Genomic DNA, 21,350 nt, shown 5'->3' with positions numbered 1-21,350 from the left:
AATGTAAAAAGTGGATGTTTGATCCAAAAAAAAGCCCGCAGCCATTATCGGCAATGCGGGCTGATTGCTTAGGCAGGATCAGTCGTAAAGATGAATACTGGCGATCTTATAGCTGAACTCTTCCCCTTCTTCTTCATCGAAGATGGTGAAATAGCCTTTCTCTACCAACGGGTTGAGATGGATATCGGTTTTTTGCAACTGGCGTGATTCGGCGTCGTCAAAACCATAATCGAGGAAAAACTCCCCTTTCTGATGATCCACGTGCAAGGTGAACGGATAGTTGGACTCGTCACCACGCCCATCGTCATTTTTCACTACGCCAAACCATTCACCCTGGCGGATCTGGTTTTCTGCATCCACGCCGCACAGTAGGGTGATGGTGTCTTTTTCGTTTTCGCTATAACGCGCGACTATTCTGGCAACTGGCATGTTAAATCCTCTTTATCGTTAGCACTTGCCGATAGTATAACAATAGACATCACTTTATTCGCTTAACAGACTGGGAAAGATGAGCGAAAGCGTAATACACTCAATAACATCGCATTTCTTTCTGACTTTGGCTTAAAGGGAAACCCCATGACCCAACACAGACCGCGCAGTGAGCGTGGCCAGCTGGCAGTTGCAGGTGAAACTTACGGTAAATCGATGTTAGGCGCCCCACTGCTGTATTTCCCGGCGGCCAGAAGCGGCCCGGATACCGGGTTGGTGATTGCAGGCACCCACGGGGACGAGACTGCCGCAGTGGTGACGTTATCCTGCGCATTGCGCAGTATCGCCCCCGCCCAACTGCGCCATCATGTGATCCTGGCGGTCAATCCGGATGGTTGCCAGCTTGGGCTGCGCTCCAATGCCAACGGCGTCGATCTGAACCGTAATTTCCCGTCGGCCAACTGGCGCTCAGGCGATACGGTCTACCGTTGGAACAGCGCGGCGGAGGCTCGTGACGTGCGGCTCTCCACCGGCGGCAGGCCAGGTTCCGAACCGGAAACCCAGGGATTATGCCATCTGATCCATCGCCTGAAGCCACGCTGGGTGGTGTCCTTCCATGAGCCATTGGCCTGTATAGAAGATCCGGAAAGCTCCGCGCTGGGCGTTTGGCTGGCGCATAAGTTTGCCCTGCCGCTGGTGACCAGCGTTGGCTATGAAACCCCGGGTTCATTCGGCAGTTGGTGCGCAGACTTGTCCTTGCCCTGCATCACCGCCGAGTTCCCGCCGATCTCAGCCGACGCCGCTAGTGAAGACTACCTTGCCGCCATGGTCGAGTTGCTGACCTATGCTGACTAGCGTGAAAGCTCAATAGCACCGCACTCAAAGGCCAAACCGGGCACTACGTCTTTTGCCAGCCAGGTTGGGCCATCGAGATCCACAAAACGGGCGCCAGGCACCAACGGCAACGCCGCCGTAATGGCTCTTGAGGTGCAGAGCATACAGCCAAGCATGATCTCGAAGCCCTGCGCGCGCGCCTGTGTGGCAAGCTGTAATCCTTCGGTCAGCCCACCGGTTTTATCCAGCTTGATATTGACCATCTGATAACGCCCCACCAACCGAGGCAGATCGCCGCTGGTATGGCAGCTCTCGTCAGCGCAAATCGGTAATGGATGGATGAAGTTTTCCAGGGCGCTGTCGTCGCTGGCCGGTAAGGGTTGCTCCAGCATCGCCACGCCTAAATCCGCCAGCAGTTGGCAACGCGATGCCAAACCTTCCGCCTGCCAGGATTCATTGGCATCGACGATCAACGTCATCTGCGGCACCGCCGTGCGGATCGCCACCAGCCTTTCGCTGATCAGGTGATCGTCGAGCTTGATTTTCAGCAGCGTCGCGCCCTGTTGTTCCAGCTCTTTAGCGGCAAACGCCATCGCTTCCGGCGAGCCAATGCTGAGCGTTTGCGCCATCACTACTCGTTCCGGCGCGGTAACTCCGCTCAATTGCCACAGATCTTTGCCCGCAAGGCGGCATTCCAAATCCCATAATGCCGAATCGACCGCGTTACGAGCCGCCCCTGCGGGCATCAGGCGCTGCAACTCCTGCCGGGTTACCCCTTGTGCGATGGCCGTGGACACTTCGGCCAGCTGCTCCATCACTGAGGTTTCGCTCTCGCCATAGCGCGGATAAGGGGTGCATTCACCGACACCGCACATCCCCTGCTGTTCAATCTCTACCACCACGACTTTGGCTTCGGTCCGGCTACCGCGTGCGATCACAAAGGCGGTATGCAATGGCCAGGCTTCAGGGTAAAAACGCATGCTTCTCATAACGGCTCCCGAGCGAAAAAACCACATAAAGTCAGTCCACTATACCTGCAGTTGATAAACTTTATCTATCCAAGGTGCGATTGTTGCCTTAAACTGCTTCGAGATTGTGAACCCGGTGTTAATCGGCTTCACATCTTTGTATAAACATCGTTGAAAGGAACCGAGCAATGACTCAGACCGTACATTTTCAAGGCAACCCTGTCACTGTAGCAGGCAAACTGCCACAGCAGGGCGAGCAGGCAAAAAGCTTTAACCTGGTTGCCAAAGACCTGTCAGACGTTGCCCTGAGCAGCTTCGTGGGTAAACGCAAAGTCCTGAACATCTTCCCAAGCATTGATACCGGCGTCTGTGCCGCATCGGTGCGTAAATTCAACCAGTTGGCGAGTGGCCTGGATAACACCATGGTCCTGTGTATCTCTTCCGACCTGCCGTTCGCCCAGTCACGCTTCTGCGGTGCAGAAGGCCTGAACAACGTGGTTACTCTGTCTACCCTGCGCGGCGGTGATTTCAAGCAGGCGTATGGTGTAGAGATTGCCGAAGGCCCGTTGGCCGGTCTGACCGCACGCGCCGTGGTGGTGCTGGATGGCCAGGACAACGTGCTGTATAGCGAGCTGGTAAACGAAATTACCACCGAGCCAGATTATGATGCCGCGCTTGCCGCGCTGAAATAAGCCTGCAAATACCAAAAAGCCCGGTTTATAAACCGGGCTTTTTTATACCTGAAATAAAGTAGCGCTATTCTTCGCTGTCGTCGGTCAGCTTGCGATTGCTCAGCCCGTATTCCCGCAGCTTATTGGCAATTGCCGTATGCGAGACGCCCAAGCGCTTGGCAAGTTTGCGGGTGCTGGGATAAGTGCGATACAGACGAGTCAGCACCGAGCGTTCAAAACGCTTGCTGATATCATCCAGCGAGCCTTCCATCACTTCATCCCCTAACGCTATCTCCACCTCAAAATCCGGCAGAATGATATCTTGCGGGCGCAGCTCGTAACCGTCCGTTTGGGTCAGAGCACGATAGATGGCGTTCTTCAACTGTCGCACGTTGCCCGGCCAGCCGTACTTGCAGAGGAAGCTACTGAGATCGTTGGCCAGTTTCGGCCTGGCGACCCCTTGTTCATCGGCAAAACGCGCCACAAACAGCTCGGTGAGCGGCATGATATCCTGCGGGCGTTCGCGCAGCGGTGGGATGGTGATGGTCAGCACGTTCAAGCGGTAATAGAGATCTTCACGGAATTCACCGCGCTGCACCAGTTCGGTCAGGTTTTTCTGCGTGGCACAGATCACCCGGACATCCACATGCACCTCATGCTCTTCCCCTACTCGACGGAAAGTACCATCGTTGAGGAAACGCAGCAGTTTGGTTTGCATGCGCGGCGACATTTCGCCAATCTCATCGAGCAGCACCGAACCACCGTTGGCCTGCTCAAAGAAGCCCTTCTTGCCTTCCAACGCATTCGGATAAGCGCCCGGCGCATGGCCAAACAGTTCGCTCTCCACCACATCGTCCGGCAAGGCGGCACAATTCAGCGCCAAGAACGGCTGTTTGCCACGTGGGCTGCGCAGGTGGCAGGCCCGCGCCAAAATATCTTTCCCCGTGCCGGTATCGCCCACAATCAGCAATGGGGCATCCAGCATGGCCAACTTGCGCGCCTGCTCCAGCACGTGGCGCATCTTCGGGCTGACGGCGACAATATGGTCAAACTCGGTATCATCATTGACCGACAGGTTCTGCAGTTGGCGGCCCATGCGGGCGGTGGATTTGAGCATGACCACGGCGCCCACAGGGGAATTCTGTTGTTGCTCATCTTCCAGATAGATCGGGGTGATATCCATCAGGAAATCCTGGCTGCGGATCACCACCCGCTCGGAATGCGGCTTAGTGTCTTCACTCTCCAGCCAGCGGCTGAAGTTATAGCCGCCAATCAGCTGGCTCGCCGTTTGATTGCGGATCTTGTCTTCGCTGAAGTTGAACAGCGTCTGGGCCGCCGGGTTAGTCAGCTCCACCTTGCCTTTCATATCGATGGAAAACACCGGTTCCGGCATCGACTCCAGCAACGCACGTAACGCACGGTGTTCACGTTCAGAAGGCATAAAGTTAACGGTGCGCACATCGGTCACACCGCTGATGCGCCGGATCTCCGCCATCAGCGCGCGGAAGGTATCAAAATCCAGCTGGGAAAAATTGAGGTAAATACGGCCGATAGGATCTATTTCGATGCCGCGCAGGTCGATACTGCGCGATACCAAAAGATCGAGTAATTCTCGAGTGAGACCGAGACGGTCTTCGCAAAATACTTCCAAACGCATCAGTATTGGCCTTATCTCTGCAGGTGCGGGGATGTCTGGTGATGATGATAACCTCTCCCCCCGGAAGGAAGAAGCGATCTGTCAGCAAAAGTTGACAGAGCTCCAGTTTATCACTGCTATTAGCGGTTTTAAACGCCAGCCAATAACACCATCGACGTAATTTTAGCTTATTTCTAGAGAGTTATTACATTCAGCATTATTTTGGCAGCGGATTATCACGCGATTACAGGCGGATGTTCTTTCGTCAATCTGTGGTTACAAACTAAAAAAAGCGACCTCACTGGTTACAAATGATAGTAATTCTCGTCTGACTATTTTATAGTTGCGCAGAGTAACTATTAACGGGAAATTGACCATGCTTAGAAAGCATACACTGGCAGCATTCTGCTGCACCACGCTGTTGTTGAGCGCCCCAACCCAGGCGCTGGACCTATCCTACAAGGCGCCGGAACCCAGCATTAAAGACGCCCCCGCCCCCAAGACGACACCAGGGCCCGCAGAAAAAACTGCCAAGGCACCAATGGTTTGGTCAGAATCAAAAGATGAAACCGGCTTCAGTGCCAATCTTGAATGCGACCATCCCAGCTGCAGCCGCCCACGCGACAAATCGTATTCTAGGCTTAATGGCCCGGTGAAAAAAACCGATCGCCTGCGCCAGTCCGATCCCTACTCCACCAATCAGGATCCTGATTACAGCGTGAACATGGGCTATAAATGGTAATGATGCTTTAAGCGTCCTGATAGAAGACCTGTTCAGCCGCATGATCGTGGGTGTCCAAGTAACCTTGCTTACCCAAAAGAGCAACCCCTCTCGCTCATTGAGAGGGTTGCAGGGGGAGGTCATTAATTGAGCGGCGTCTGGCTGGTTTCCTTGATGTACAGGAAGGCAAACAGCGATAAAACACAGCCAGCAATCACGTAAAACGCCGGAGCCGTAGTATTGCCGGTTAGCTTGATTAGATAGGAAGCCGCCGATAATGAGAAACCACCAAAGATCCCCACGGCAACGCTATACACCAACGATAACCCGGTGGTTCTTACCCGTCTTGGGAATATTTCCGGCAAAATGGTGATGGAAGGCGAAGCACCGATAATATTGATAATGCTCAGCACAATCATCACTGCAAACAGCATTTCAACACTGGGGTGAGTGCTGAGTAAATAAAAGGCAGGATAAATCAGTACAACAATCGCTATTCTCGCCCACGCAATCAACCGAACTCTGCCGACCTTATCTGACCACATCCCGGCCAGCGGGCCACCAATCAACGTAATCAAACCGGCGACGGCACCAATCAACATGCTATAGCTGGTATCCAGCTTTAATATGCTGATGGCGTAGTTGGGAATATAAAACATGATGATCATATGCGGAATGGTTCCCCCCATCGTCAGCAAAATTCCCGCCAAGGTTTCTTTATAGTAGGTAGTTATCACTTCCAGCAGGGGGATTTTGCTGACGCTTTCGCTGGCCGTTGGTAAGGTGTGAGTGGCGGTTTCTTCCAGCTTAAAGCGAATATACAGCCCGACCGGAACAATCACGATGCCAAACAGAAACGGAATACGCCAACCCCAGGCTTCCACACTCGCCTCTGGCATACAATTGACCAGGATCACCAACGTCATGGCGGCAAATACGTTGCCCGCACCTTGGCTCGCGACCTGCCATCCCCCGTAAAACCCGCGATTATGGGGTTTAGCATACTCCACCAGCAGGGTGGTTGATGCGCCTAACTCACCGCCTGCGGAGAAGCCTTGCATCAGCCTGGCCAGGGTAATAATGATCGGGGCCGCAGTCCCGATGCTCTCATATGACGGGGTGATACCAATCGTCAGGGTACTGAGCCCCATCAACAGGAACGTCAGCGTCATGGCGGGCTTGCGCCCTTTTTTATCGGCATAATGGCCGATGACCAGCGCCCCCAGCGGCCTGGCAAGATAACCCATCCCAAAGATCAGGAAGGTCATCGTCATGCTCACCAAAGGATCTGTCGCGGGGAAATAAGCTTTTGCAATGTAGGTCGCAAAAAATGCGTAAAGCACCAAATCAAAAAACTCTAAGCCATTGCCTAACGTGGTAGCCACAATGGCCCTAGCCGGGGACTTTCTTTCCTTGACGCTATCCATGGCCTGTCCTTTTATGTAGGAACGCCACATGCGGCGTCCGTCCAGATAATCGATGTTATGCCAGGATCAAACATGTTCGACCCCGACAAATTCAGTAGCATTAGCAAGTTATTAAAGGCCGAGGTTTATTCCTTCAGGAATTCCTGCGTCAACGCAGACCAATAGGCGATCCCTCTGAGTATAATTTCATCATTAAAATCATAGCCGGGGTTATGTACCATGCAGCTGTTTTCACCCTTGCCGTTACCTAATAGTAAATAACTGCCAGGGCACTGGTTCAGCATAAAGGCAAAGTCTTCGCTGCCCATCAACGGTTCTGGAATATCAATTACCTGCTGCGGATGGCTTTCACCCATTAAATTTTGCGCCACCTGCTTGGCAAAACGGGTCATCTCCGGTTGGTTAACCAACACGGGATAGGTGTGATCATAGTCAATATCGATCCTGGCACCATATGAGGCCGCCTGGGCCGCCACTAACGTCTTGATGCGCTCTTCCAACAGCTCCCTGACTTGCGGATCCAACGCGCGTACACTGAGTTTTAATACCGCAGAGTCGGCGATGACATTACTGGCCATGCCTGACTGGAATGAACCTACGGTGATCACGCCCGGCTCTTGCGCTCCCAAATTACGCGCGACGATCGTCTGCAATGCCATCACAATGCTAGCTCCGACGACCACGGCATCAACGGTGCCTTTCGGCATCGCTCCATGGCCCCCTTTGCCGTGAATGGTGATGGTGACCGTATCACTGGAAGCCATAAACGCCCCCTCACCAAAGACAAACTGCCCCTGCGGGAAGCCCGGCATGTTGTGCATGGCAAAAACGGCGTCACAGGGGAAGCGTTTAAACAGGCCATCGTCGATCATCTTCTGGGCACCTGCCAACCCCTCTTCTGCAGGTTGAAAAATGAGATGCAAGGTGCCATCGAAACAGGCGTGATCGGCCAGATAATGTGCCGCACCAAGCAACATCGCGGTGTGGCCGTCATGCCCACAGGCATGCATGATGCCTTCGTGCTGACTGCTGTAAGGGAGTTGCGTATTTTCCAGGATCGGCAAGGCATCCATATCTGCCCGAATACCTAACGTGCGGGGGCTGTTACCTCTTTTCAGCGTCCCAACCAGGCCGGTGATACCGAGCCCACGTGTCACCCGATACCCCCACGCCTCAAGCTTTCCCGCCACCAGATCGGCGGTTTGTCGTTCCTCAAATCCCAGTTCAGGGTATTGATGAATATGTCGACGGAGGGTTTGGCTTTCATCGGCATAGGGTTGGAAGGTCTCTAAATTCGGCTCACGGTGCGGCATGTTCATTACCTCCTGTCCTTGGGATTGATGTCTTGGTGCTGAAGCAGCAAGTGAATACGGCGGGATTACCCGCTGGCGTAGTCAGATATTCAGATTAATTGTTAGTCAAATATACCGTCTTCTTTGCCGCGGACCGTGGGATTTTTCGTGACCAAGACCGCAAAACAAACACTTGATTAACTTATCATTAACAATTAATGGGTGTTGCAGCGGTGTACAAAAAGAAGGGAGTTTTGGACGGTGCGGCCACCAGGCTGCGTCTGATTGACGCAGCCTGGTGGAGTCAGACCTTGCTTTGACCTTTTTTCATGGTGTCTTTCAGTTGGTTAATCAATTGACCACGGAAATCACCCAGTTTTGGCTTATCGCCTTCTAACCAGGGTAACGGGCGGCACAGTTCCATCGCCTTGATGCCCAATCGCGCCGTCAACAGACCTGCCCCAATCCCCTGCGCTGCCCGCGCAGACAACCGCGCCGCAATATCCTGCGACATCCAGTCCATGCCCACTTCCCGCACCAGTTCAGAAGCACCAGCAAAGGCGATATTCAGCAACACCAGACGGAACAGACGAATACGGCTGAAATAGCCCAGTTCGATGCCATACAGGGCCGCAATGCGGTTAATCAGGCGGATATTGCGCCAGGCGATAAAGGCCATGTCCACCAAGGCCAAAGGGCTGACGGCGATCATCAGCGTCGACTCTGCCGCCGAACGGCTGATTTCGCGCCGCGCCTGATTATCTAACACCGGCTGCACCAGCTTGGCATACAGCGCAACCACTTCGCGGTCGTTCTGGGTTTCATGTAATGAAGCCTGCCAGCGTTGCAATGCGGGGTGCCCTTGATCCAACCCGGCCTGACGCGCCAGCTTTTCACAAAACTCGCGCCCTCTCCCCAGGCCGTGACTGTGCAGCAGTTCCCGAGCTTCGTCACGCTCTTCTGCCCGTTGGCGTTGGCGGTATAGCCTGCGCCATTCCCCGACCACCGAACCGATACCGGCGAAGACGATCAACCCACCGGCGATCCCACCACCCAGCGCAATCCAATCCTGCTGCACCCAGGAGGTATGCACCCACTGGACACCTTGAGCTACTACGCTGACGCCAAACAGCATCAACCCGGCGTTAACCATTTTGCGCCACAGGCTGCGCTTGGGTTTCAACGCGGCGTTAACAATGCCTTCCGCGCGCCCTTCCTCCTCTTCCAGCTCCATCTCTGGCGCTGCCGGATAGAATTTCTCGGCTTGCTGTTCGTCAAATTCCAAGCCTGCGCGCAACACCGGTTCCTGTGGCGGCTGCAACGGCTCGGCAAAATCGATACGCGGTTTTAACGGCTCGCTCATCGTAATTTATCTCCCAATAAAAACTCCATCACCGCGTCCAGACGGATATGCGGTAACGGACTGTCAACGCTCATCATACGTGGGCGGAACTGGTCAAAATGGAACCCTTGTTGCTGCCAGAACGCCGGGCCAGGCAGGCGAGCAGGCACTTCGCCGGGGAAGACCGTCAGCGGTGCGCCATCGTCCAGACGGTGGCCTTTCAATGCCGGTATCGGCTGCCCATGATGATCGACAATGCCGCTTTCGGTCGCCTGTACCGAAGCCAGGCCGACGCAGTCCATGCTGATGCCTTCAAACGCAGCGTTCTGCCAGGCTTCCTGTACCAGTTGCTGTAACAGCGAAACCAGATTGGCATGCTGATCGGCGGTGATATGGTCCGCCTTGGTTGCCGCAAACATCAGTTTGTCGATGGTCGGTGAAAACAGGCGGCGGAACAGCGTGCGCTTGCCGTAGTGGAAACTTTGCATCAACTGAGTCAGCGCCAAACGCATATCATTAAACGCCTGCGGCCCGCTGTTGAGCGGTTGCAGGCAGTCCACCAGCACGATCTGGCGATCGAAACGCACAAAGTGCTCTTTATAAAACGCCTTGACGATCGACTGGCAGTAATAGTTAAAACGGGCGCGCAACATGCCCGCATTGGTATGTTTGTCCGCCTGTGCCAGGCGCGATTCCCCTGCCGCATCGACGTTCGGCCACGGGAAGAACTGCAGCGCAGGCGCTCCGGCCATATCGCCAGGCAGCACAAAGCGCCCAGGTTGGATAAAGTGCAATCCTTCGGCCTTACAGCGCAGCAGGTAGTCGGTATAAGCCTGGGCGATTGCCGCCAGCTTGTTTTCATCCGCCGGGGCCAACGGATCGAGATCTTTGCACAAGGCCAGCCAAGGCTCGGCCCAGCGCGCGCGGTCGCCCTGCAACAACCCAGCCATCTGACGTGACCAGGCCAGGTAGTCCTGTTCCAGCATCGGCAAATCCAGCAGCCATTCGCCCGGATAGTCGACGATCTCCAGATACAGCGTGGAGGTTTCTTTAAAATGGCGCAGTAGTGAATCATTGGAGCGATAGCGCAGCGCCAGGCGGATTTCGCTGACGCCACGGGTTGGCGTTGGCCAACTTGGCGGATTGCCATACAGCTGTGCCAGGCCTTCATCGTAGGTGAAACGTTGGATACCGAGGTCGCGTTGAGGAATGCGCTTCACCCCCAACAGCCTTTCTTCCCGCACAGGGGAAAACAGCGGCATACGTGCGCCGCTGTGAACATGGAGTAATTGATTGACCAATCCGGTGATAAACGCCGTCTTACCGCTGCGGCTCAAGCCGGTGACTGCCAGCCGCAGATGACGATCCATCCCGCGATTGACCAGCGAAGTTAACTCATTTTGCAGTCGTTTCATTGTTCTCCTTGGCATAGCGCCCGAACGCCTTGTTCAGCCCTTTGCGAACCAGCGGTTCCAGCAACAGGGCCAACACGTAACGCAGCGGTTTGCGGCTGACGGTTTTCAGCAACCACGCGGTTGCCCCCGCCGGGCCATAACTCATTAGCGCTATGATGATGACTTTCGACAAGGTCTTCAACAATGCACCTACTCCCCATTTTGGTGAAGCGGTTTTTGGGGCATTAATCGCATAGGTTTTACTCATGGTTGCTGCCCTCTGGCAAATGTTGGGGAAAAAGTCGGTGCAATGCCTGACCTGCGGCGTACGCAGGCCCGTGCATCGTTAAGAGTGGTTACAGTTGGCGAAAGCGGCTCTGCACGCCAAAGGTGTCAGACGTGACGTAGCGCTCAACCTTGCGCAACTGCTGCTCCCCGCTGCTCAATTCGTATTCCAGCTTATCGAGCAACTGGCGCGGTGTGGCCTGGTGTTCATCCTGATAACGGCTGGCTGGAGCCTCCTCAAGCACGAAGACCAAGGCGATATAGGCGACTACCGTAATGAAAAACAGCCCGAAGAACAGCGACAGCACGGCAATCACCCGGATCAAACGCACGGGCACGTCAAAATAGTGAGCAAGGCCAGCGCAAACGCCCTTCAGCATGCCTTCTTCAGGCACACGGTACAGTCTTTTACTGCCTAACGTGTTGCCCTTGTATGAACCGCTGTCGTCATTGTAGTAAGAACGATCGCGACGATCGCCAAACTTTCCTCTGTCCTGGTCTCTACGCATTACGACTGCCTCCAATTCGGGTGTTCCGCATCAAGAATGTCTTCCAACGCCTGAATACGATCGCGCATGCGTGAGGCCTGCTCCGCCAGCTGCGTCAGACGTTGCATCTCCTGATGACTCAGTTGAACGCCGCTCTGTTGCCGGTTGCTGTAATGCAACCAAAGCCAAATCGGTGCGACAAACAACACAAAGATTGTCAACGGGATGGCAAGTAATAGAGCACTCATCTCAATTCCTTCTTATTTGGCCGTAGTGTGGCGGCCACGCTGGGTGGCCGCTTAAGCATTATTCCGGGCGGTTCATCTTGGCTTTCATTGCCGCCAGTTGCTCACTGATGGCATCGTCCGCCTGCAGTTCGGCAAACTCCTGATGCAGGCTTTTCTTTTTGCCAATGCTGACGCTTTCCGCTTCGGCTTCCATATGGTCGATACGGCGCTCAAACTGTTCAAAACGCGCCATCGCCTCATCCAGTTTACCGCTGTCCAGTTGGCGACGCACATCCCGTGAAGAAGAAGCCGCCTGATGGCGCAGCGTTAATGCCTGCTGACGCGCGCGAGTTTCGGTCAGCTTGTTTTCCAGCTCGCCAATTTCACTCTTCATGCGGGCCAGCGTCTCTTCTACGGTAGCCACTTCCTGGCTCAGTGTAGCAAGCAGATCGGCCACTTTCTGTTTTTCGATCAGCGCCGCACGGGCCAGGTCTTCTTTATCTTTACGCAGCGCCAGTTCGGCTTTGTCCTGCCAGTCATTGATCTGGTTTTCACCCTGCTCAATGCGGCGCAGCAGCTGTTTTTTCTCCGCCAGGGCACGCGCTGAGGTGGAGCGCACTTCAACCAGCGTGTCTTCCATTTCCTGGATCATCAAACGCACCAGCTTTTGCGGGTCTTCTGCTTTATCGAGCAGAGTATTGATGTTGGCGTTCACGATGTCGGCAAAACGAGAAAAGATACCCATAATTTACTTCCTCTTGGTTCTGAAGGCGTCTGAAGCGCCGAGTTAAGTTATACAACTTGCCCAAAGAGTTAATCAAGAAGCGTGCCAACTTTTATTTTATTGAAATATAAAGATTATTTATTTTTGACTCTCGCTGCGCTTGCTGTAGAGTGAGTGTTTTCACCAAACATTGGCGAATTTCATCATGAGCGAACCGTTAGAGAACCTGTTGGGCGAGGCCAACGCCTTTGTGGAGGTGCTGGAGCAAGTTTCACAGTTAGCCAAGCTCAACAAACCGGTGCTGGTGATCGGTGAGCGCGGCACCGGTAAGGAGCTGATCGCCCACCGGTTGCACTATCTGTCCAACCGTTGGCAAGGACCGTTTATCTCCCTCAACTGTGCGGCGCTGAATGAAAATCTGCTGGACTCGGAGCTGTTTGGCCATGAGGCTGGCGCGTTTACCGGCGCACAAAAACGTCATCTTGGCCGTTTTGAACGTGCCGATGGCGGCACCCTGTTTCTGGATGAATTGGCAACCGCGCCAATGCTGGTGCAAGAAAAGCTGCTGCGGGTGATTGAATACGGCCATCTGGAGCGCGTGGGTGGCAGCCAACCGCTGCGGGTGGATGTCCGGCTGGTGTGCGCCACCAATGATGATTTGCCCGCGCTGGCCGCCGCCGGTAAATTCCGGGCCGATCTGCTGGACCGACTGGCGTTCGACGTGGTGCAACTGCCGCCACTGCGCCAACGCCAGCAAGACATCATGCTGTTGGCCGAGCATTTCGCCATTCAGATGTGCCGCGAGCTGTCACTGCCGTTGTTCCCTGGCTTCAGTGAACATGCTCGAGCGACGCTGCTCGGCTATTCCTGGCCGGGTAACGTGCGTGAGCTGAAAAACGTGGTGGAACGCTCCGTTTACCGCCATGGTTCAGGCCAGGATGAACTGGATGAGATCATCATTAACCCCTTTGCCAAGCGTTCAGCGCCGCTTGATGATGAGGCAACCGCGCCGACCAGTGAGTTACCTGCATTGCCGCTGGATTTTAAAAGTTGGCAGCATCAACAAGAGAAAACCCTGCTGGAAATGGCATTGAAACAGGGCCGTTTCAATCAGCGCAAAGCCGCCGATTTACTGGGGCTGACCTATCATCAGCTACGCGGCATGTTGAAAAAGCATGCGCTGCTGCAAGGTAGCGACCCTGAGGGAAGTTAAACCGACTGGGCGATCAATTCGCGTAACCATTGATGGGCGGGATCGCGATGCGAACGCTCATCCCATAGCATTGCCAGCTCATAGCCTGGGATCTCCACTGGTGGCTCGGCAATCTGTACTTCAGGGCTGTCTCGTACCAGGCGTTCGGGCAACATCGCCACCAGATCCGTCTTGGCGATCACCGATTTCACAAACAGAAAATGCGGGACGGAAAGCACCACCCGGCGCGAAAGCCCAACCTGATCCAGCGTGTGATCGGTGATGCCGCTAAATCCCCCGCCGTTTGGCGAAACCACTACGTGCTCCAGTTGGCTAAATTGCGCCAGCGTGGGGCGAGCCATCAACGCAGGATGACCGAAGCGGCCCACCAACACATACTTCTCCTTGAATAACACGCGTTGACGCATCCCCGCCGGTGCACTGTCCGGAGTGTGAAAGGCCAGATCGATCTCCCCCAACTCCGCCTGCCGGGCAATCCTGGTCGGTGCCAGTTCCAACACCGCCAATCGGCTGTTGGGGGCAGCCTGACGAAGCCGTGCCAATGTGGGTAACAGCACCGTGGATTCGCCATAATCGGATGCGGCAACGCGCCAGGTGATATTCGCGCTGGCCGCCTCAAAAGGGCTGATGGGTGAAACGGTGTGTTCGAGCACTTCCAACGCTTGCCGCAAAGGTTCACGTAATGCCTCCGCTCTGGCCGTTGGCCGCATTCCTCTTGGGCCAGGTAGCAGCAGCGGATCGTCGAAAAACGCTCTCAGTTTGGCCAGATGAGCACTTACCGAAGGTTGCGACAGCGACAACCGCTGCGCCGCGCGCGTAACATTCAATTCCATCAGCAACACATCCAACGTCACCAATAGATTGAGATCCAGTCTGCCGAAATTACTCATGCAAATACCTGTCATCATCTAAATCAATTTTAACTATACCTGGCGCTAACCTACTCTGTTGCTCTCTTTACAGCAATGGAACTTAATGATGAATATTCTGCTGGTCTACGCTCACCCGGAAGCTCAATCGCTTAATGGCTCACTAAAAAACTTTGCGGTCAAACATCTGCAGGACGCTGGGCATCAAGTACAGGTTTCCGATCTGTACGCCATGAAATGGAAAGCTTCTTTGGATGGCGAAGACCGTACGGATCGGGATAGCGCTGCCCGGTTTAATCCGGCGATGGATTCCCGGATCGCTCTGGAGCAAGGAACGCAAAGCGCAGATATTGCGTTGGAACAGGAGAAGTTACTCTGGGCGGATACAGTGATCCTCCAGTTTCCCCTGTGGTGGTTCTCCATGCCAGCCATCCTCAAGGGTTGGGTAGAACGCGTGTATGCCTATGGCTTCGCGTACGGCGTTGGCGAGCATTCCGATACGCATTGGGGAGATCGTTATGGCGAAGGTACGCTGGCAGGGAAACGGGCTATGCTGCTGGTCACTGCGGGCGGTTGGGAGTCTCATTACAGCCCACGCGGTATCAACGGCCCGATAGCGGATATTCTGTTCCCGATTCACCATGGCATTCTGTATTACCCCGGCTTTGACGTGCTGCCACCGTTTGTGGCGTACCGTACCGATCGCTTCGACGAGGCGAAATTTCCTGAGCTTTGTGCGGCGCTGGGGGAACGACTGGATACGCTGGCAAGCGCCGAGCCTTTGCCATTCCGTAAGCAAAACTTTGGCGATTATGCGATCCCACAGTTAACGCTGCGAGAAGACATTGCCCCTGGCCGCGCCGGTTTTGCCGTTCACCTGAAATAGAGGCAAAAAAAAAGCCAGCACCCGAGCTGGCTAAGTAAACACTGGAAGCAATGTGAGCAATGTCGTGCCTTCCACAAAGGGCCACAAGGTGTGGCCTTCCGTGAACTGCCAAATGATGATAATGGTTCTCAGTATCATCTGTAAAGCACTTTGTTGAGAATTTTTCTCATTACCACACTAAGCTTGGGTAATTATCCACCAGCACGGATTTCGGGCGGAGGCCGACACGCCAGAAAACAGCGGTAAGCTTAACCAAACCGCCGAAATTTCAGCCATTTTGCTCAAGGAATTGGGCTGTTGGTCAGAGTGCGATACACTAACGTTATTGCTTAATAACCCATGAAGCGTCTATGCGTGGTTTACCTCTTTGGATAATGTCGCTCGGCTGCCTGGCAACGTCTGCCATGGCCGCGACACCGGCTGTGCCCAGCGCAGCACCACCGCCAGCAGACATCCGCCAGAGCGGTTTTGTCTATTGCGTCAGCGGCATTCTGAACACCTTCAATCCGCAGATGGCCAGCAGCGGTCTGACGGTCGATACCCTGGCCGCCCAGCTTTACGATCGGCTGCTGGACGTCGACCCTTACACTTACCGTCTGATCCCGGAATTGGCGGAAAGCTGGGAAGTGCTGGACAACGGCGCCACCTACCGCTTCCACCTGCGCCGGGATGTGCCTTTCCAGACCACCGCCTGGTTCCAGCCCACCCGCAAAATGAACGCCGACGATGTGGTGTTCAGCTTTCAGCGGGTGTTTGACCAGAAGCATCCGTTCCACAACATCAACGGCGGTGAATACCCGTACTTCGACAGTTTGCAGTTTGCCGACTCCGTGCAAAGCGTGAAAAAGCTGGACCCATACACCGTCGAGTTCCGCTTGCAGGCGCCGGATGCGTCCTTCCTGTGGCATCTGGCGACCCATTATGCACCGGTGCTATCGGCAGAATATGCCGACAACCTGACGCTGGATGGTACCCAGGAAATGATCGATCGTGAGCCGGTCGGCACCGGTCCATTCTTGTTGAACGAATACCGTTCCGGGCAATATATTCGTCTGGCACGTAATGACGTTTACTGGAAAGGGAAACCGCGCATGCCGCAGGTGGTGATCGATATGGGCGCCGGAGGTACGGGCCGCCTGTCCAAATTGCTGACCGGCGAGTGTGATGTGCTGGCCTACCCCGCCGCCAGCCAGCTATCGATCCTGCGCGACGATCCGCGTTTACGCCTGACGCTGCGCCCTGGGATGAACATCGCCTATCTGGCCTTCAACACCCGCAAGCCACCGCTGGATAACCTGAAGGTGCGCCAGGCCATTGCGTTAGCCATTAATAACCAGCGCCTGATGCAATCGATCTATTACGGCACGGCAGAGACCGCCGCCTCGATCCTGCCACGCGCCTCCTGGGCCTATGATAATGATGCCCACGTCACCGAATACGATCCGGCCAAGGCACGAGAAATGCTGCGTGAAGCCGGTGTGGGGCCACTGGATCTGAAGCTCTGGGTGCCTACCGCATCACAATCCTATAACCCCAGCCCGTTGAAAACGGCGGAACTGCTACAGGCGGATTTGGCTCAGGTCGGCATTAATGTCACCATCGTGCCGGTAGAAGGCCGCTTCCAGGAAGCCCGGCTGATGGAAATGAACCACGATCTGACGCTCACCGGCTGGTCAACCGACAGTAACGATCCGGACAGCTTCTTCCGCCCGCTGCTGAGCTGTGCGGCAATCCGTTCGCAAACCAACTATGCTCACTGGTGTGATCCCGCTTTTGATGAACAGTTGCAGGACGCCTTGTTGTCACAGCAGTTATCACAGCGTATCGAGCATTATCAGCAGGCGCAGAAGATCCTCGAACAGCAGTTGCCGGTATTGCCGCTGGCCTCCTCTTTGCGTTTGCAGGCCTACCGTTATGATATTAAAGGACTGGTGTTGAGCCCGTTCGGCAACTCATCATTTGCCGGGGTATACCGTGAACCGGCGGAGGCCGCGAAAAAGTGATTATCTTTACCTTACGCCGCATCCTGTTGCTGCTGATCACGCTATTCTTCCTGACGCTGGTCAGCTTCAGCCTGAGCTACTTTACCCCGCGCGCGCCGTTAAACGGTGCCGCCTTGCTGGATGCCTACCAGTTCTATTTCGTCAGCCTGCTGCACTGGGACTTTGGCGTTTCCAGCATCAATGGCCAGGCGATCAGCGAACAGCTGCGCGAAGTGTTCCCGGCCACCATGGAACTGTGCATTTTAGCCTTTACGCTGGCCCTGTTTATCGGCATTCCGCTGGGCATTATTGCCGGTGTGATGCGCGGCAAGTGGCAGGATACCGCCATCAGTACCTTTGCCCTGCTGGGCTTTTCCATTCCGGTGTTCTGGCTGGCACTGCTGCTGATGCTCTATTTTTCACTGCATCTTGGCTGGCTGCCAGTGTCGGGCCGTTTCGATCTGCTGTATCAGGTCAAGCAGGTCACGGGTCTGGCGCTGGTTGACGCCTGGCTGTCTGACTCGCCTTATCGCAATGAGATGATTGCCAGTGCACTGCGCCATATGGTGCTGCCGATTGCCGCTCTGGCGGTGGCCCCAATCACCGAGGTGATCCGTTTGATGCGCATCAGCACCGACGATGTCCTCAGCCAGAACTACATCAAGGCTGCCGCAACCCGTGGCCTGTCACGCTTTACCATTATCCGCCGTCACGTGCTGCACAACGCGTTACCGCCGATCATCCCAAAACTCGGTCTGCAATTTTCTACCATGCTCACGCTGGCCATGATCACCGAGGTGGTGTTCAGTTGGCCAGGGCTGGGGCGCTGGCTGATTAACGCCATCCGCCAACAGGACTACGCGGCCATCTCCGCAGGGGTGATGGTGATCGGCACGCTGGTGATCACCATTAACGTGCTGGCCGACATTCTGGGCGCGGCGACCAACCCCCTGAAACATAAGGAATGGTATGCCCTTCGATAACGTATACCGCGAAAAGAAAATGCCTAGTCCGCTGCTCTATACCTGGCGGATTTTCTACGGCGACACTTTGGCGATGATTGGTTTTTATGGGGTGCTAGGCCTGCTGTTTCTCTCCCTGTTCGGCAGCCTGCTGGCACCTTATGCCCTCGATCAGCAGTTCCTGGGATATCAGTTGCTACCGCCGTCCTGGTCACGCTACGGTAATGTGTCGTTCTTCCTGGGCACCGACGATCTGGGCCGCGATATCCTCAGCCGCTTGCTGACCGGCGCCGCCGCTACCTATGGTTCGGCACTGATTGTGACCATTGCCGCCGCCATCTGTGGCGTGATCCTGGGCGTGTTTGCGGGGGTCACCCGTGGCCTGCTGTCTGCGATGCTCAACCATATTCTCGATACCCTGCTCTCCATCCCTTCACTGCTGCTGGCGATTATCGTGGTGGCCTTCCTCGGGCCGAAGCTGGAGCACGCCATGCTTGCCGTTTGGCTCGCACTGTTGCCACGGATGGTGCGTACCATCTACAGCGCAGTGCACGATGAGCTGGAAAAAGAGTACGTGGTCGCAGCCCGTCTGGATGGGGCTTCGACGATGCAGATCCTGTGGTACGCCGTGGTGCCGAACATTGCCGCCGTACTGATCACCGAATTCACCCGCGCGTTGTCGATGGCCATTCTCGATATCGCGGCGTTGGGCTTCCTCGATCTGGGGGCGCAGTTGCCTTCCCCGGAATGGGGAGCCATGTTAGGCGACTCGTTGGAGTTGGTCTATGTGGCACCTTGGACCGTGATGCTGCCCGGTGCGGCTATTCTGATCAGCGTATTGCTGGTTAACCTGTTGGGCGACGGAATACGCCGCGCGATCAATGCGGGAGTGGAATAATGCCGTTACTCGATATCCGCAATCTGACGATTGAATTTATGACCGCCGAAGGGCCGGTGAAGGCCGTCGATCGCGTCAGCATGACGCTGACCGAAGGTGAGGTGCGCGGCCTGGTAGGCGAATCCGGCTCAGGAAAAAGCCTGATTGCCAAAGCCATCTGCGGCGTGACCAAAGATAACTGGCGCGTCACCGCCGACCGTTTCCGCTTTGACGATATCGACCTGTTGCAGCTCAGCCCGCGTGAACGGCGCAAACTGGTGGGCCACAACGTTTCGATGATCTTCCAGGAGCCGCAATCCTGTCTTGATCCTTCCGAAAGTATTGGCCGCCAGTTGGCCCAGGCCATTCCCGGCTGGACTTACAAGGGCCGCTGGTGGCAGCGCTTTAACTGGCGCAAGCGGCGGGCGATTGAGCTGTTGCACCGCGTCGGTATCAAGGATCACCTCGATATCATGGGCAGCTTCCCTTACGAGCTCACCGAAGGGGAATGCCAGAAAGTGATGATCGCCATTGCGTTGGCCAATCAGCCAAGATTGTTGATTGCCGATGAGCCAACCAACGCCATGGAACCCACCACGCAGGCACAGATCTTCCGCTTGCTGGCGCGTCTGAACCAAAACAACAACACCACCATCCTGCTGATCAGCCACGATTTGCAGATGATGAGCAAATGGGCTGACAGGGTTAACGTGCTGTACTGCGGCCAGACGGTGGAGAGTGCGCAATGTGAAGACTTGCTTGCCGCTCCTCATCATCCTTATACCCAGGCGCTGATCCGCGCCATGCCGGACTTTGGCCGTTCACTGCCACATAAGAGCCGTCTGAATACGCTGCCGGGAGCGATCCCCTCATTGGAGCATCTGCCGATCGGTTGCCGCCTGGGGCCACGCTGCCCGTATGCGCAAAAGCAATGTATTGAAACCCCACGCCTGCGCCCGGTGAAGAATCATCTGTTCGCCTGCCACTTCCCGCTGAACATGGAGGAGCAATAACATGGAAACGCTGTTGGAAGTGCGCAACCTGACCAAAACCTACCGCTATCGTACCGGGCTGTTCCGCCGCCAGCATGTGGAAGCGGTCAAGTCAGTCAGTTTTACCCTGCGTGAAGGCCAGACGCTGGCGATCATCGGTGAGAACGGCTCGGGTAAGTCAACTCTGGCGAAGATGCTTTCCGGCATGGTGGAACCCTCTTCGGGTGAAGTGCTGATCGACGACCATGCGTTGGCCTATGGCGATTATCGCTACCGCAGCCAGCGCATTCGTATGATTTTCCAGGATCCGAGCACCTCACTCAACCCACGCCAGCGCATCGGTCAGTTGCTTGATGCACCGCTACGTTTGAACACCGATCTGGAAGCCGCAGAACGCGAGGTGCGGATCAACCAGACCCTGCGCCAGGTGGGGATGCTGCCGGACCATGCTTATTATTATCCGCACATGCTCGCCTCCGGGCAGAAACAGCGCGTGGCGCTGGCGCGGGCGTTGATCCTGCAACCCAAGGTGATTGTTGCCGACGAGGCGCTGGCTTCGCTGGATATGTCGATGCGTTCGCAGATCATCAACCTGATGCTGGAGCTCCAGGAAAAGCACGGTATCGCCTATATTTATGTGACGCAGCATCTGGGGATGATGAAGCATATCAGCGACCAGGTGATGGTGATGCATGAAGGGGAAATCGTGGAGCGTGGCAGCACCGCCGAAGTGCTGGCCGCACCGCTGCACGACCTCACCAAGCGGCTGATTGCCAGCCACTTTGGCGAAGCGCTCACTGCCGATGCCTGGCGACGTGACGGCGGCAGGTTTTAATTCCGCTAACACTCGATATCTTACTGTGCCGCAATTAGTTGCCAAAATCCGTGATAATTACCCATAACTGGCGCTAATCTAGCGCCATTACAACCATGGCACGGCGTAGTTATGCCGTGCCATGGTGCAAATCTTGAGCAAGGTTACATCATCTCAGTAAACGTTTAATTACCAGCCATGTTGTATGCTGCGGTAGTTGGAGCCTTGGGGATGCCATCTTGCTACTCATCGATCCGACCGCTAACTATTTTATTCCTTTACGTTATTAATTAGCACTTAACATTATTTTATCTCGC

22 protein-coding genes are annotated in these 21,350 nt (G+C 55.2%); 10 read left to right on the top strand and 12 right to left on the bottom strand.

The window, feature by feature from the left end; all coding sequences use genetic code 11:
* Positions 1 to 78: 78 nt before the first annotated feature.
* Positions 79 to 429 (bottom strand): hypothetical protein, encoded by a 351-nt coding sequence (locus tag ACMV5H_RS13870; RefSeq protein WP_021182239.1) that lies wholly within the window; start codon positions 427 to 429, stop codon positions 79 to 81.
* 147 nt (positions 430 to 576) lie between these two features.
* Here ACMV5H_RS13870 and mpaA point away from each other — a divergent pair, with 147 nt between their 5' ends.
* On the top strand, positions 577 to 1,284 hold the full coding sequence (mpaA, locus tag ACMV5H_RS13865; protein WP_021806537.1) for a murein tripeptide amidase MpaA: 708 nt from the start codon (positions 577 to 579) through the stop codon (positions 1,282 to 1,284).
* Here the strand turns inward: mpaA and ycjG are convergent.
* A complete protein-coding gene (ycjG, locus tag ACMV5H_RS13860) occupies positions 1,281 to 2,252 on the bottom strand; it encodes an L-Ala-D/L-Glu epimerase (RefSeq protein WP_209527162.1) in 972 nt (323 codons plus the stop codon). The genes mpaA and ycjG overlap by 4 nt on opposite strands.
* A 167-nt stretch (positions 2,253 to 2,419) precedes the next feature.
* Between ycjG and tpx the strand changes: the two genes are divergently transcribed.
* Positions 2,420 to 2,923 carry a thiol peroxidase gene (gene tpx / locus ACMV5H_RS13855; RefSeq protein ID WP_414821984.1) on the top strand — a complete coding sequence of 168 codons (504 nt, stop codon included), beginning with the start codon at positions 2,420 to 2,422 and terminating at the stop codon, positions 2,921 to 2,923.
* A gap of 64 nt (positions 2,924 to 2,987) precedes the next feature.
* Here tpx and tyrR read toward each other — a convergent pair whose 3' ends face one another.
* On the bottom strand, positions 2,988 to 4,559 hold the full coding sequence (gene tyrR, locus ACMV5H_RS13850; RefSeq protein WP_021806540.1) for a transcriptional regulator TyrR: 1,572 nt from the start codon (positions 4,557 to 4,559) through the stop codon (positions 2,988 to 2,990).
* 355 nt (positions 4,560 to 4,914) lie between these two features.
* On the opposite strand from tyrR, the gene ACMV5H_RS13845 reads away from it, so the two are divergent.
* A complete protein-coding gene (locus tag ACMV5H_RS13845) occupies positions 4,915 to 5,280 on the top strand; it encodes a hypothetical protein (RefSeq protein ID WP_179251646.1) in 366 nt (121 codons plus the stop codon).
* A 122-nt stretch (positions 5,281 to 5,402) separates the two neighbouring features.
* Here the strand turns inward: ACMV5H_RS13845 and ACMV5H_RS13840 are convergent, their stop codons facing one another.
* The 8 genes from ACMV5H_RS13840 to pspA all read right to left on the bottom strand — a co-directional run bounded on the left by ACMV5H_RS13840 (position 5,403) and on the right by pspA (position 12,459).
* Positions 5,403 to 6,686 (bottom strand): MFS transporter, encoded by a 1,284-nt coding sequence (locus ACMV5H_RS13840; protein ID WP_037375979.1) that lies wholly within the window; start codon positions 6,684 to 6,686, stop codon positions 5,403 to 5,405.
* 125 nt (positions 6,687 to 6,811) lie between these two features.
* Entirely contained in the window at positions 6,812 to 8,005 is a 1,194-nt protein-coding gene (locus ACMV5H_RS13835) for a M20 aminoacylase family protein (protein ID WP_414821983.1), read from the bottom strand.
* A gap of 277 nt (positions 8,006 to 8,282) precedes the next feature.
* Positions 8,283 to 9,341 (bottom strand): TIGR01620 family protein, encoded by a 1,059-nt coding sequence (locus tag ACMV5H_RS13830; protein ID WP_414821982.1) that lies wholly within the window; start codon positions 9,339 to 9,341, stop codon positions 8,283 to 8,285.
* Positions 9,338 to 10,735, bottom strand: coding sequence for a YcjX family protein (locus ACMV5H_RS13825; protein ID WP_021806545.1), 1,398 nt, complete (start codon positions 10,733 to 10,735; stop codon positions 9,338 to 9,340). Before ACMV5H_RS13825 ends, ACMV5H_RS13830 begins: the two co-directional genes overlap by 4 nt.
* A complete protein-coding gene (gene pspD, locus ACMV5H_RS13820; RefSeq protein ID WP_021182062.1) occupies positions 10,716 to 10,982 on the bottom strand; it encodes a phage shock protein PspD in 267 nt (88 codons plus the stop codon). Before pspD ends, ACMV5H_RS13825 begins: the two co-directional genes overlap by 20 nt.
* A gap of 88 nt (positions 10,983 to 11,070) precedes the next feature.
* The gene (pspC, locus tag ACMV5H_RS13815) at positions 11,071 to 11,508 is read right to left on the bottom strand and encodes an envelope stress response membrane protein PspC (RefSeq protein WP_218519284.1); all 438 of its coding nucleotides are present in this window, start codon (positions 11,506 to 11,508) and stop codon (positions 11,071 to 11,073) included.
* Positions 11,508 to 11,735: an envelope stress response membrane protein PspB gene (gene pspB, locus ACMV5H_RS13810; protein ID WP_021182064.1), complete on the bottom strand. Its 228-nt coding sequence runs from the start codon at positions 11,733 to 11,735 to the stop codon at positions 11,508 to 11,510. Before pspB ends, pspC begins: the two co-directional genes overlap by 1 nt.
* Positions 11,736 to 11,793: 58 nt before the next feature.
* Entirely contained in the window at positions 11,794 to 12,459 is a 666-nt protein-coding gene (gene pspA / locus ACMV5H_RS13805) for a phage shock protein PspA (protein ID WP_021182065.1), read from the bottom strand.
* A 184-nt stretch (positions 12,460 to 12,643) separates the two neighbouring features.
* On the opposite strand from pspA, the gene pspF reads away from it, so the two are divergent.
* Positions 12,644 to 13,651 (top strand): phage shock protein operon transcriptional activator, encoded by a 1,008-nt coding sequence (gene pspF, locus ACMV5H_RS13800; protein ID WP_179247535.1) that lies wholly within the window; start codon positions 12,644 to 12,646, stop codon positions 13,649 to 13,651.
* On the opposite strand, the gene ACMV5H_RS13795 is transcribed toward pspF, so the two are convergent.
* Positions 13,648 to 14,541, bottom strand: coding sequence for a LysR family transcriptional regulator (locus ACMV5H_RS13795; RefSeq protein WP_179247536.1), 894 nt, complete (start codon positions 14,539 to 14,541; stop codon positions 13,648 to 13,650). The genes pspF and ACMV5H_RS13795 overlap by 4 nt on opposite strands.
* 88 nt (positions 14,542 to 14,629) lie before the next feature.
* Here ACMV5H_RS13795 and ACMV5H_RS13790 point away from each other — a divergent pair, with 88 nt between their 5' ends.
* The 6 genes from ACMV5H_RS13790 (at position 14,630) to sapF (ending at position 21,054) form a co-directional block, all read left to right on the top strand.
* The gene (locus ACMV5H_RS13790; RefSeq protein WP_414821988.1) at positions 14,630 to 15,406 is read left to right on the top strand and encodes an NAD(P)H-dependent oxidoreductase; all 777 of its coding nucleotides are present in this window, start codon (positions 14,630 to 14,632) and stop codon (positions 15,404 to 15,406) included.
* Between the two features lie 350 nt (positions 15,407 to 15,756).
* Positions 15,757 to 17,409 carry an ABC transporter substrate-binding protein SapA gene (gene sapA, locus ACMV5H_RS13785; RefSeq protein ID WP_037375982.1) on the top strand — a complete coding sequence of 551 codons (1,653 nt, stop codon included), beginning with the start codon at positions 15,757 to 15,759 and terminating at the stop codon, positions 17,407 to 17,409.
* Entirely contained in the window at positions 17,406 to 18,371 is a 966-nt protein-coding gene (gene sapB, locus ACMV5H_RS13780) for a putrescine export ABC transporter permease SapB (RefSeq protein ID WP_021806550.1), read from the top strand. The genes sapA and sapB overlap by 4 nt, the downstream gene beginning before the upstream one ends.
* A complete protein-coding gene (sapC, locus tag ACMV5H_RS13775; protein WP_166732647.1) occupies positions 18,358 to 19,248 on the top strand; it encodes a putrescine export ABC transporter permease SapC in 891 nt (296 codons plus the stop codon). The genes sapB and sapC overlap by 14 nt, the downstream gene beginning before the upstream one ends.
* Positions 19,248 to 20,240 (top strand): putrescine export ABC transporter ATP-binding protein SapD, encoded by a 993-nt coding sequence (gene sapD / locus ACMV5H_RS13770; RefSeq protein ID WP_021806551.1) that lies wholly within the window; start codon positions 19,248 to 19,250, stop codon positions 20,238 to 20,240. The genes sapC and sapD overlap by 1 nt, the downstream gene beginning before the upstream one ends.
* A 1-nt stretch (position 20,241) precedes the next feature.
* A complete protein-coding gene (gene sapF / locus ACMV5H_RS13765) occupies positions 20,242 to 21,054 on the top strand; it encodes a putrescine export ABC transporter ATP-binding protein SapF (RefSeq protein ID WP_021182072.1) in 813 nt (270 codons plus the stop codon).
* The last annotated feature ends 296 nt before the right edge of the window (positions 21,055 to 21,350 follow it).

It is taken from the genome of Serratia sp. N21D137 (assembly GCF_047530005.1).
In the GTDB taxonomy this organism is placed as follows: Bacteria; Pseudomonadota; Gammaproteobacteria; order Enterobacterales; family Enterobacteriaceae; genus Chania; species Chania fonticola_B.
The sequence above is the reverse complement of the archived record's forward strand: the minus strand, read 5'-3'. Positions and strand labels throughout refer to the sequence as shown.